This window comes from Enterobacter sp. MG-EB028, from assembly GCF_056673305.1.
Window position 1 is genome coordinate 1905031 of the sequence record NZ_CP195079.1, and the last position, 12474, is coordinate 1917504.

The window sequence follows — 12474 nt, forward strand, 5'->3', positions numbered from 1 at the left end:
CTTGATTAAAAATTTGAGCCGTTATGCGCTCGTGACAGCTTTCGCTCTGTTCCTTGCAGGGTGTGTGACCCGTACTGAACAGCCTGCGCCCGTGGAAGAGGCTAAACCGGGTACTGAACAGCCGACGACGCCAACGCAGCCGCAGCCAACCGTGCCGTCGGTACCGTCGATTCCGTCCCAGCCTGGCCCGATTGAACATCCGAACCAGACGTCACAGCCTGCGCCGCGCGTGCGCCACTATGACTGGAACGGTGCGATGCAGCCGATGGTCGGCAAAATGCTGCAGGCTCAGGGCGTGACGGCAGGCAGCGTGCTGCTGGTCGATAGCGTGAACAACCGTACCAACGGTTCGCTGAACGCGGGCGAAGCGACAGAAACGCTGCGCAACGCTCTGGCAAACAACGGTAAATTTACGCTGGTCTCTGCTCAGCAGCTCGCGGTAGCCAAACAGCAGCTGGGGCTGTCGCCGCAGGATAGCCTCGGCACCCGCAGCAAGGCGATTGGCATTGCCCGCAACGTTGGCGCACAGTATGTGCTGTACTCTAACGCGACCGGCAACGTGAATTCCCCAGCCCTGCAAATGCAGCTGATGCTGGTTCAGACAGGCGAAATTATCTGGTCAGGTAAAGGTGCGGTTACGCAACAATGACAGCACGCGTGAAGACATTCTGACGCGCTTTTTTCCGCAGTACCGCCTTATCGCGCCGCAGGCCCACTCCGGGCTTGGCGGCGCGAGTTGCATTATAGCGCAGGGCGAGCACCGCCTGGTCTTGCGGCAGAATCACGATCCCTTCGCGCCCGCTTTCCATTTTCGCCGTCAGTTTCGAGCCCTCAGGCGTCTTCCGTCGGATCTCGTGCCGGAACCCCGTTTTTTCAGGCAGGGCTGGATGGCCGTCGACTATCTGGAGGGGGAGGTGAAAAGCGCGCTACCGGACACCCCAGCGCTTGCGGCGATGCTGTATCATCTGCACCAGCAACAGCGTCTGGGATGGCGAATCACCTTACTTCCGCTGCTGGAAAACTACTGGCAGCAAGCCTCTCCAGCAAGACGTACCCCAGTGTGGCTTGCGCATCTCAAACGGCTGCGTAAAACGGGCGAGCCGCAACCGATTCGGCTCTCCCCGTTGCATATGGATGTGCATGCCGGGAACATCGTGCATACACCACAAGGAGCCAGGCTTATCGACTGGGAATATGCCGGAGACGGCGATGTGGCGCTGGAGCTGGCCGCGGTCTGGACGGAAAGTGAGGCCGCGCGGCAGAAACTCATCACAGAGTATGCCAGAGTGGCGCACTTTGACGCCGATGCGCTGGCGCGCCAGGTAAGACGCTGGCGGCCATGGGTCATCATGCTGATGGCGGGCTGGTTTGAGATGCGTTTACAGCAGTCTGAAGATAAACAATTTATTGCGCTGGCAGACGATGCCTGGCGCCGGTTACAAACGAAAGGATAAGAGAGGTGAGTGTGGGTCCAGTCATGTTGGATGTTGAAGGGTTTGAGCTGGATGCGGAGGAGCGTGAAATTCTGGCGCATCCGCTGGTGGGTGGCCTGATCCTGTTTACCCGCAACTATCACGATCCGGCGCAGCTGCGTGAACTGGTGCGCCAGATCCGCGCCGCGTCGCGCAATCATCTGGTGGTGGCCGTCGATCAGGAAGGCGGCCGCGTGCAGCGTTTTCGCGACGGTTTTACCCGCCTGCCTGCAGCCCAGTCTTTTGCCGCGCTGCTCGGCACGGAAGAGGGGGCAAATCTGGCTCAGGAAGCCGGCTGGCTGATGGCCAGTGAAATGATTTCCATGGATATCGACATCAGCTTTGCACCGGTGCTGGACGTGGGACATATCAGCGCCGCGATTGGCGAGCGCTCCTACCATGAAGATCCGCGTATTGCGCTGGCCATGGCGACCCGCTTCATTGACGGCATGCACGATGCCGGGATGAAAACTACCGGGAAACACTTCCCGGGCCACGGGGCGGTAACAGCGGACTCGCATAAAGAGACCCCGCGCGATCCGCGCCCGGAAGCGGAGATTCGCGCGAAAGATATGTCGGTGTTCCGCTCGCTTATCACCGATAACAAGCTGGACGCCATCATGCCTGCGCATGTGATTTATAGCGACGTCGACCCGCGTCCGGCCAGCGGCTCTCCGCACTGGCTGAAGACCGTTCTGCGTCAGGAGCTGGGCTTCAACGGCGTGATTTTCTCTGACGATTTATCGATGGAAGGGGCGGCGATCATGGGCAGTTACGCTGAACGCGGTCAGGCGTCGCTGGATGCAGGTTGCGATATGATCCTGGTCTGCAATAATCGTAAAGGTGCCGTTAGCGTGCTGGATAACCTGTCGCCGATCAATGCAGAGCGTGTTACACAATTGTATCATAAAGGTTCATTTAGCCGTCAGGAGCTGATGGATTCGGCGCGCTGGAAGACGGTCAACGCCCGGCTTGAAGACCTGAACGAGCGCTGGCAGGCACATAAAGCCAGCCTGTAAACCCTCCCGGAAGGCGTAACGTGGTGAGAAGACAATGATCATCTATTTACACGGTTTTGACTCAAACAGTCCTGGTAATCATGAGAAAGTGCTGCAGCTGCAGTTTATCGATCCTGATGTACGGTTGATCAGCTACAGCACGCGCCATCCAAAGCATGATATGCAGCATCTGCTCAAAGAGGTGGACAAAATGCTGCAGCTCAACGTTGACGACCGCCCGTTGATTTGCGGCGTGGGGCTGGGTGGCTACTGGGCGGAGCGGATTGGTTTCCTGTGCGACATCCGCCAGGTGGTCTTCAATCCTAACCTTTTCCCGAACGAGAACATGGAAGGCAAGATCGATCGCCCGGAAGAGTATGTCGATATTGCGACCAAATGCGTCAGCAATTTTCGGGAGAAGAACCGTGACCGCTGCCTGGTGATCCTGTCGCGTAATGATGAGGCTCTCAACAGCCACCGGGCTGCAGAACTCCTGCATCATTACTATGAGATCGTCTGGGACGAAGAACAGACCCACAAGTTCAAAAACATCTCCCCGCACCTCCAGCGCATCAAAGCCTTTAAAACACTGGGCTAAACCACAGCCTGCCACTTCAGAAACCCGGTCGCGAACGCGCACCGGGTTTCTTTTTGTCCAGAATTGTCTACTTTTAAGCCATCAAAACTTGATGCATATCAATTTTGGTATGACCATTGCGCCTGACGTGTTATTCTCAATGCACCTGAATGGTTTCAGTGCTGTAACCTGTTGTTAATTAAGGGTTATTTTCATAACTTTTAATTAACAATTGGTTAATAATTTGAGGGGGTCACGTTGACTACGCCATTGAAAAAGATAGTGATTGTAGGCGGTGGTGCTGGCGGGCTGGAGCTGGCGACACAGTTAGGCAAGAAGCTGGGGCGCGGTAAAAAAGCCAAAATTACGCTGGTGGATCGTAACCACAGCCACCTGTGGAAACCGCTGCTGCATGAAGTGGCGACCGGTTCTCTGGATGAGGGCGTGGACGCGCTGAGCTATCTGGCGCACGCGCGCAACCATCATTTCCAGTTCCAGCTGGGCTCGGTGGTGGATATCAACCGTGAAAGCAAAACCATCACCCTGGCAGAGCTGCGTGATGAAAAAGGCGAGCTGCTGGTTCCTGAGCGTAAACTGCCGTATGACACGCTGGTGATGGCGCTCGGCAGTACCTCCAACGACTTCAACACGCCGGGTGTTAAAGAGCACTGCATCTTCCTCGATAACCCGCACCAGGCGCGTCGTTTCCACCAGGAAATGCTGAACCTGTTCCTGAAGTACACCAGTAACATGGGTGCGAACGGCAAGGTTAACATTGCCATTGTCGGCGGCGGCGCGACGGGCGTAGAGCTGTCCGCGGAGCTGCACAATGCGGTGAAACAGCTGCACAGCTACGGTTACAAAGGGTTAACTAACGAAGCGCTGAACGTCACGCTGGTTGAAGCGGGTGAGCGTATTCTGCCTGCGCTACCTCCGCGCATTTCCGGCGCAGCGCACAATGAACTGACGAAACTGGGCGTGCGCGTCCTGACGCAGACCATGGTGACCAGCGCTGACGAAGGTGGACTGCACACCAAAGACGGCGAGTACATCAAAGCGGATCTGATGGTCTGGGCGGCAGGTATCAAAGCGCCTGACTTTATGAAAGATATCGGTGGTCTGGAGACGAACCGCATTAACCAGCTGGTTACGGAGCCAACGCTGCAAACCACGCGTGACCCTGATATTTTTGCTATTGGTGACTGTGCCTCCTGCGCGCGTCCTGAAGGGGGCTTCGTGCCGCCGCGCGCTCAGGCCGCTCACCAGATGGCAAGCCTGGTGCTGCACAATATTCTGGCGCAGTACAAAGGTAAGCCAATGAAGGCGTATGTCTATAAAGACCACGGTTCCCTGGTATCGCTGTCAAACTTCTCTACCGTCGGTAGCCTGATGGGTAACCTGATGCGTGGCTCGATGATGGTGGAAGGGCGCATTGCACGCTTCGTGTATATCTCCCTGTACCGTATGCACCAGATCGCGTTGCACGGCTATTTTAAAACGGGCCTGATGATGCTGGTGGGCCGAATCAACCGCGTCATTCGTCCGCGTCTGAAGCTGCACTAATCTTTCACTCCCTCCGGGCCCTCCGGGGGGAGTTTTTAGCATATCATGCTGCTCGTCGTGGATTAGGGACTTAAGAGTTCTCCTAAACACGATATATCTCTCCCCGATGTCCCCTTTTTGATCCTTTGTCTTATTGGCGAAGCCGCGCCTCCATTGCAGAATTGTTACCAATAGCAACAAAGGAGGAAGTCCCGTGAATAAATCAATGTTGGCGGGTATAGGGATTGGTGTCGCAGCTGCGTTAGGTGTGGCAGCTGTTGCCAGTCTCAACGTTTTAGATCGCGGCCCGCAGTATGCGCAGGTGGTTTCCGCAACGCCTATTAAAGAAACCGTAAAAACCCCTCGTCAGGAGTGTCGTAACGTCTCCGTAACCCATCGTCGTCCGGTACAGGATGAAAACCGTATTGCCGGCTCTGTTCTCGGCGCGGTAGCGGGTGGGGTGATTGGTCACCAGTTCGGCGGCGGCCGGGGCAAAGATGTGGCGACTGTGGTCGGCGCGCTGGGTGGCGGCTATGCCGGTAACCAGGTGCAGGGCGCGATGCAGGATAATGATACCTACACTACGACTCAGCAGCGCTGCAAAACCGTCTATGACAAGTCGGAGAAAATGCTGGGCTATGACGTGACGTATAAAATTGGCGATCAGCAGGGCAAAATCCGCATGGATAAAGACCCGGGTACCCAAATTCCACTGGATGGAAATGGTCAGCTGGTACTGAACAACAAAGCGTAAAAAAGATGTTCTCTGAATTTAGCTCCTCATGCGCTCAGGCTGAGGAGCTTTTTTTTTCAGATTTTCAGTAGCTCAGGCCACAGCCGCAGCGTGGTGTCGCTAATATTCTGCAGTTTTTCCAGCGTCGCCCCTTCACGGGCGCTGATCGACATCCCCTGCAAAATACAGCTCAGGTATTGCGCCAACAGCTGAGGATTGCATTGCGCAGGGATTTCACCGCGCTGCTGGCGCTGAGCCAGAAATGCGCTGAGCGTTTCTTCCTGCATTGCATGACGCGATTTCACCGTATTGGCGATCTCTTTCGACGCCGCCGCCAGGGTGGCAGAGGTGTTAATCATAAAGCAGCCCGCGGGCGTCTCTTTACTGGTGAAACAGGTGGCAACGGCGGTGAAGTAATCCCGTAGCGCCTGTTCAACACTTTTCTCTTCACAAAATAGCTGCGCTTCGTGTTTCGCCGCAAAGCGCGAAATGTACCTGTCCAGCACCGCCCTGAACAGCCCCTCTTTATTGGTAAATTCAGCATAAAGCGTCGGCGCTTTGGCTCCGGTGGCTTCTACCAGATCGGAAAGCGAGGTCGCTTCATACCCATGTTGCCAGAAGAGAGTCATGGCCTTATCAAGCGCTGCATCCCTGTCAAACACTTTTGGTCGGCCACGGCTTTTCTTCGTACAACTCGTGACGTCGGTTGTCATTTGCCGTTGGTCCTCTGTTGGTTTGTTGAATGACCATTATAAAAATAAACGCTACCCACCACCAGTGCAGAATGCTTAAAAATAAATTAATCATATATGTATGAAAAATAACGACTTTAAAATTTAATTAATGCTCGTTATAAAAATATGTTGACGCGTGAGCTGGATCACACTTATGATTTACCTATCGATCGTTAACTTAATAGATAACGACCTCTAAATTCATCTGCCAAAGGTAAACATTATGAAAAACGTAAAAACCCTCATCGCTGCTGCTGTCCTGAGTTCACTCTCTTTCGCAAGCTTTGCTGCTGTACAGGTACAATCCACTCCAGCCGATCAGCATAAAGTCGGGACGATCTCTGCGTCTGCCGGGACTAACCTGGGCTCACTGGAAGATCAGCTGGCGCAAAAAGCGGAAGCAATGGGTGCAAAATCTTACCGCATCACCTCTGTGACCGGCCCTAACACCCTGCACGGCACCGCTGTAATCTACAAATAAGCCGGGCATAAACCCTCATTTATGCCACTGCAATAAAAAACGCCCTGCTCAGCAGGGCGTTTTTTATTTCTGATTTACATCGGCTGCGGGACGACATCGTGATGCCGGGTGACATCGGTCGGCATGCCTGACCGTGCCTCCATCGCGCGCTCCATCACCAGACTATCGGTATTCGCATTCGTTTTGAAGCTCACCATCGCGGCATTCAGGTTAATGGGTAACGTCTGCGGATCGTCGCCGATATTTTTTGAAAGCGGCTGGTGAATCTCAACCAGCCGCACGCCGCCTGGCTCTTCAGAGACCTTAATCGGCGTATTGATAATATTCACCTTCGTTCCCGGCGTAACGACGTTAAAAAGCGTTTTGATATCGTTATCGCGCAGACGAATACAGCCGGAGCTGACGCGCATGCCGATGCCAAAATCCGCGTTCGTCCCGTGCAGCAGGTAAACGCCGCCGTACGCGGCAAGGCGGATCGCGTGGTGACCCATCGGGTTATCCGGGCCTGCCGGCACCACGGCAGGAAGATCGATGCCCTGGGCCTTATACCGGGCGCGAATGTTGGCCGTCGGCGTCCAGGTTGGGTTGGCGCGTTTATCCGAGACGGTCGTGACCATCGTCGGCGTCAGCGTATCGCCGCCCAGCTGACCAATACCGATAGGATAGACGGTAACCTCATTTTTACCCGGCGGGTAATAGTACAGACGCAGCTCCGCCAGGTTGATCACGATCCCTTCGCGCGGGGCATCCGGCAGGATAGTCTGTAACGGGATGGTCAGCACGCTGCCCGCGCGCGGGACGTACGGGTCGACGCCGGGGTTCGCCTGCAGCAGGGCCAGAAAACCGACGTTATATTTTTTGGCTATCGCTTCCAGTGAACCGCCATTGTTTTCAACCACATGAAAGCGGTTCTCACCCACCACCTTGCTGCCGGGCGGGGGAAGGGGCCAGGTGTTTGCGCGCGCAGGAAGCGCAACCGCGACGGTGGCCGCCAGCGCAAACAGGGTTATCCAGCGGGTAAAACGCGAAGAGGTCATCATCACCATAATCCATGCAAACGATAAGGTTATTGTTTTATAAGAAGTTAATGATAATTATGGCGAATGGGTGTGTCGGGAAGATCGGATGAAGTGCAAAGAATTTGTAAATTGTCCCCCCGGCAGCACTGCACTGACGGGGGGAAGGGCGAGTTATGCGACGGCGTTCTCTTCCAACTGACGCATAAAGTTACGCACCCAGTCCATGCGGGTTTTGCGCTCCGTCAGCTCCTGGGTAAATTTCAGACGGGTTGGACCATCCAGACGGAAATGCTGCGGCTGTTTTTGCAGCAGACCGATCAGCCACATCGGGTTGACGTGATTCTTCTCGGCAAATTCAATTACGCCGCCTTTTTCGTTGCCTTCAAGTTTGCGAATGCCCAGCTTCTGCGCCTGCTGGCGCAGGCGCGCGATATCCAGCAGGTTTCTCGCCGCATCTGGCAGCAGGCCGAAGCGGTCAATCAGCTCCACCTTAATCTCTTCCAGCTCGTTCTCATTTTTCGCACTGGCGATACGCTTGTAGAACGACAGCCGGGTATTCACATCCGGAATGAAATCGTCCGGCAGCAGGGAAGGCATGCGGAGTTCAACCTCGGTCTGCTGGCTGGTCAAATCTTCCAGAGACGGTTCACGTCCGGCCTTCAGGGCATCGACCGCGTTTTCCAGCAGCTCCATATAGAGCGAGAAGCCGATGGTCTCCATGGAGCCGCTCTGATCTTCACCCAGCAGTTCGCCGGCACCGCGGATCTCAAGATCGTGCGTGGCCAGCGCGAAGCCTGCGCCGAGATCTTCCAGCGAGGCGATGGCTTCCAGGCGCTTTTGCGCGTCGGTGGTCATCGCTTTCGGATGCGGTGTCAACAGCCACGCGTAGGCCTGATGGTGCGAACGCCCGACGCGGCCGCGCAGCTGGTGAAGCTGGGCCAGACCAAAGTGATCCGCGCGTTCGATAATAATCGTGTTCGCGGTCGGAATGTCGATCCCGGTCTCAATGATGGTGGTACACACCAGCACGTTAAAGCGCTGGTGGTGGAAGTCGTTCATCACCCGTTCCAGCTCGCGTTCGCGCATCTGCCCGTGCCCGATGGCAACGCGCGCCTCCGGTACCAGTTCCGCCAGCCTGTCGGCGGCTTTCTGGATATTTTCGACGTCGTTATACAGGTAATACACCTGGCCGCCGCGCAGCACTTCACGCAGGATCGCCTCACGCACCACCAGATTGTCATACTCGCGGACAAAGGTTTTTACCGCCAGACGGCGCGCCGGCGGCGTGGCGATAATCGACAGATCGCGCATGCCGCTCATCGCCATGTTCAGCGTGCGCGGGATCGGCGTTGCGGTCAGGGTCAGGATGTCGACGTCCGCGCGCATCGCTTTGATGCGCTCTTTATGACGCACCCCGAAGCGGTGCTCCTCGTCGACGATCAGCAGCCCCAGATCTTTCCACTTCACGTCGCTTTGCAGCAGCTTGTGGGTGCCGATCAGAATGTCGATTTTGCCTTCGCTTGCCTGCTCCAGGATCTGTGTTTGCTCTTTAGTGCTGCGAAAACGCGACAGCATCTCTATACGTACCGGCCAGTTGGCGAAACGGTCCCGGAAGTTGTCGAAGTGCTGCTGGGCGAGCAGGGTGGTCGGCACCAGCACTGCCACCTGCTTGTTGTTTTCCACCGCAAGGAAGGCGGCGCGCATCGCCACTTCGGTTTTGCCGAAGCCGACGTCGCCGCAGACTAAGCGGTCCATTGCCAGCGGCTGGCACATGTCGCTCAGCACGGCATTAATGGCCTGGGCCTGATCCGGCGTGGTTTCAAACGGGAAGCTGTCGCAGAACAGCTGGTACTGTTCTTTGTCGTGCTTAAAGGCGAAGCCCTCTTTGGCCGCGCGCTGGGCGTAGATATCCAGCAGCTCGGCCGCCACGTCGCGCACTTTCTCCGCTGCCTTCTGGCGCGCACGCGCCCAGGCATCTCCGCCCAGCTTGTGCAGCGGCGCGTTCTCCTCCGCACCGCCCGCGTAGCGGCTGATAAGGTGCAGGGACGAAACAGGCACATAGAGTTTGGCGTCGTTGGCGTAGGTCAGCATCAGGTACTCACCTTTGATACCGCCCGCTTCCAGCGTGGTCATCCCCTGATAGCGTCCGACGCCGTGCTCCAGGTGAACAATCGGCTGGCCCGGATGCAGCTCGGCCAGGTTACGGATCAGCGTGTCCGGGTTGATGGTCCGACGACTGTCCTGCCGACGGCGCGCGACGCGCTCGCCTAGCAGGTCGCTTTCGCAAATCAGCGCCAGGTTTTTGAGCGTGTCAATGAACCCGTGCTCGGCGGCGCCAATCATCAGGTAACGACCATTCCCGGTCGCTTCGCTTAACCGCAGAATGCGCTTCGGCGCAACTTTGATGCGTCCCAGCAGCTCACCGAGCGCTTCGCGGCGGCCTTCACTCTCAACGGAAAACACGACCGGGCCGGTAAAGGACTCCAGGAACTTGCGCAGATTATCCAGCGGCGATTTCTGCTGCGCCTGAACGGCCAGGTCCGGCAGCGTCCGGAAGGCGAGGTTCGTATTGGCGGCTTTATCGGCGAGCGAGTCGGTTTTGAGCTGCATGCGCGGCCAGCGCTTCAGCTCGGCGTTAAGCTCGTCGGTGCGCAGCCACAGCGCTTCCGGCGGCAGGAGCGGACGCATCGGGTCAACGCCCCGGTTTTCGAAGCGCGCGCGGGTTTCGCTTTCAAAGCGGCTGGCGCTGGCGTCGATATCGCCGGTGTTTACAATCAGCGTATTCGCCGGGAAATAGCTGAACAGGGCAGGCAGCGGCTCGTTGAAGAACAGCGGCTGCCAGTATTCGATCCCGGCCGGGAGCGTGCCTTTGCTGACCTGCTGATAGATATGTTCTGCATCACGCTTCACGTCGAACCTGTCGCGCCACTGGCTGCGGAACAGTTCGATGGCGGTTTTGTCCGTCGGGAACTCATGCGCGGGCAGTAAATTGATAGACTCCACTTCCTCCAGCGTGCGCTGGGTGTCGGCATCGAACACGCGCAGGCTGTCGATTTCATCATCAAAGAAATCCAGACGATACGGCTGGTCGCTGCCCATCGGGTAAAGGTCGAGCAACGCGCCGCGGGTCGCGTATTCCCCGTGTTCCATGACCTGATCGACATGGCGATAGCCGGCACCGTCAAGCTGGTCGCGCAGGGTGTCGCGAGACAGGCGCTGGCCTTTTTTCATCACCAGCGCGTGACCGTGCAGATAGCTGTGCGGGCAGACGCGTTGCATCAGGGTATTGACCGGCACAATCAGCACGCCGCGCTGCATAGTCGGGAGTTGATACAGGGTCGACAGGCGCGAGGAGATGATCTCCTGATGCGGAGAGAAGCTGTCATAAGGCAGCGTTTCCCAGTCGGCCAGGCTGAACACCAGGCTATCGGTGAACTGGCGGATTTCGTCGTGCAGGCGCAGGGCGTTTTGCATATCCGGGGCAACCAGTACCACCGGGCCAGGGTGCCGCTCGGCGATTTCTGCCACCAGCGTGGCGCACGCCGCGCCCGTGAGTTCACCCAGCTGACGCTGGTCGCCCGCTTTGACGGGCAAGGAATAACGATAGTGTTCAGGCATGGCTATGTCAGAGTCTCTTATGGATATACCAACAGTATTGGGGCATATCACTGATACGCAATGTCTTTATTATCCTCGATCGTTTTACATAAGCAAATCGTAACCGCACGGCAGGGCTAAACGCCCCCAAAACGGGGGCGGAGGGGCATTAACGGGTGGCAGGTGACAGGCTCCGCGTAGACGGAGGAGAGAAGAAAACGTCCCCGAACAGCGCGGTGGAGATTTTACGCACCCCGAGCCCGGCAAGGGTACAGATAAGCAGGCTGGCAAACGGGTAGACCAGTATTAAGCACAGTTCTGCCCAGATCGGCCACAGGGCGGCATTCATCTCGCCAATCAGGATCAGGCTGAAGGCCTCTATTAATATGCGGTGGGTGGTATAGATCGCAATGGTGTTTGAGCCAATCACGTTCAGCAGGTTGTTAGGATGCACGGCATAGCGCTGCTCGAAGCTATAGAACAGCTTCATGATCAACACAATCGACAGCAGGGAAAGCAGGAGAGGAACGTTTGCAAACCACAGCACCACGGAGACGGCCGCGAAAGCGCCAGTTGCCAGCCAGGTGCGGCGCAGGTTGAAGCTTTTCATCCACGTCATCAGCTCCGCGCCATACCACGCCCCCATGCTGTAGTAGATCATGTTGCGTACCACGCTGTTCATTCCCCACCACGGCAGAGGCAGGAAGTTGATCGCGATGCTCGCCAGCGCCAGCAGTCCGAGTACCGGCAGCTTCCAGCGGCTCAGCAGTTTACACAGCGTGAAGTAGACCACCAGAGCATACAGATACCACAGGCTGGTGCTGGCGGTGACCATCCCCAGCACAAAGCCTGAGAACGAGTCGGCGTAGGCCGCATTCGACGAGGTGGCAAGCTCGCGGTCAGGCGCCAGCCAGGCATTCAGGTGGGTCAGCGCTTGCCATTGCAGGACGCCCCACAGCGCCAGAACCCAGACAATGCTCCAGATCCGCTTGTCGAGGCTGGTGCGCCAGTCTACCTCATCAATATAACGACGGATCAGATAGCCGGAGATAAAGAAGAAGACCGGCATACGGAACGGGGCGAGATAGAGGTTAAAATAGACCCAGCATTTGGCGAGAAGAGCGGAGAGCGGGTGTTGCAGCCCGCTCAGATGCGGGTAAAAGGTGATGACCGAATGATAGATAACCACCAGGCAGATACAGAGCCCTTTTATCTGGTTAATCCATAATGCTTTTTGCTTCATTGTTCGCGACTACCTTATTGCCATAAACGAACGAGCAATTGTTGTTAAACGAAGCCGGGATGTAACGGGTAACAGTCT

Annotated in this window: 11 protein-coding genes; 7 read left to right on the forward strand and 4 right to left on the reverse strand. The window is 56.6% G+C overall.

The features are described from left to right. The first annotated feature begins 1 nt into the window (after position 1). From lpoB to ACR42C_RS09045, 6 genes are all read left to right on the forward strand, one after another. A complete protein-coding gene (lpoB, locus tag ACR42C_RS09020; protein ID WP_479985030.1) occupies positions 2-649 on the forward strand; it encodes a penicillin-binding protein activator LpoB in 648 nt (215 codons plus the stop codon). After that, positions 630-1454 (forward strand): thiamine kinase, encoded by an 825-nt coding sequence (gene thiK, locus ACR42C_RS09025; protein ID WP_479985031.1) that lies wholly within the window; start codon positions 630-632, stop codon positions 1452-1454. Before lpoB ends, thiK begins: the two co-directional genes overlap by 20 nt. An 11-nt stretch (positions 1455-1465) precedes the next feature. After that, the gene (gene nagZ / locus ACR42C_RS09030) at positions 1466-2491 is read left to right on the forward strand and encodes a beta-N-acetylhexosaminidase (protein ID WP_302220016.1); all 1026 of its coding nucleotides are present in this window, start codon (positions 1466-1468) and stop codon (positions 2489-2491) included. Positions 2492-2525: 34 nt separating this feature from the next. Continuing rightward, the gene (gene ycfP, locus ACR42C_RS09035) at positions 2526-3068 is read left to right on the forward strand and encodes an alpha/beta hydrolase YcfP (RefSeq protein ID WP_008500781.1); all 543 of its coding nucleotides are present in this window, start codon (positions 2526-2528) and stop codon (positions 3066-3068) included. A 237-nt stretch (positions 3069-3305) separates the two neighbouring features. Then, positions 3306-4610: an NAD(P)/FAD-dependent oxidoreductase gene (locus ACR42C_RS09040; RefSeq protein ID WP_479985032.1), complete on the forward strand. Its 1305-nt coding sequence runs from the start codon at positions 3306-3308 to the stop codon at positions 4608-4610. A gap of 193 nt (positions 4611-4803) precedes the next feature. Further along, the gene (locus ACR42C_RS09045; RefSeq protein ID WP_028012731.1) at positions 4804-5343 is read left to right on the forward strand and encodes a glycine zipper 2TM domain-containing protein; all 540 of its coding nucleotides are present in this window, start codon (positions 4804-4806) and stop codon (positions 5341-5343) included. Between the two features lie 56 nt (positions 5344-5399). Here the strand turns inward: ACR42C_RS09045 and ACR42C_RS09050 are convergent, their stop codons facing one another. Further along, the gene (locus ACR42C_RS09050) at positions 5400-6035 is read right to left on the reverse strand and encodes a TetR/AcrR family transcriptional regulator (RefSeq protein ID WP_479985033.1); all 636 of its coding nucleotides are present in this window, start codon (positions 6033-6035) and stop codon (positions 5400-5402) included. Between the two features lie 244 nt (positions 6036-6279). Between ACR42C_RS09050 and bhsA the strand changes: the two genes are divergently transcribed. Next, the gene (gene bhsA, locus ACR42C_RS09055; RefSeq protein ID WP_023332711.1) at positions 6280-6537 is read left to right on the forward strand and encodes a multiple stress resistance protein BhsA; all 258 of its coding nucleotides are present in this window, start codon (positions 6280-6282) and stop codon (positions 6535-6537) included. 74 nt (positions 6538-6611) lie between these two features. Here the strand turns inward: bhsA and ldtC are convergent, their stop codons facing one another. The 3 genes from ldtC to ACR42C_RS09070 form a co-directional block, all read right to left on the reverse strand. Then, a complete protein-coding gene (ldtC, locus tag ACR42C_RS09060; protein WP_233002365.1) occupies positions 6612-7577 on the reverse strand; it encodes a L,D-transpeptidase LdtC in 966 nt (321 codons plus the stop codon). A 150-nt stretch (positions 7578-7727) separates the two neighbouring features. Then, the gene (gene mfd / locus ACR42C_RS09065) at positions 7728-11174 is read right to left on the reverse strand and encodes a transcription-repair coupling factor (RefSeq protein WP_320720512.1); all 3447 of its coding nucleotides are present in this window, start codon (positions 11172-11174) and stop codon (positions 7728-7730) included. Between the two features lie 148 nt (positions 11175-11322). Beyond that, entirely contained in the window at positions 11323-12396 is a 1074-nt protein-coding gene (locus ACR42C_RS09070; protein ID WP_316378918.1) for an acyltransferase family protein, read from the reverse strand. Positions 12397-12474 lie beyond the last annotated feature (78 nt).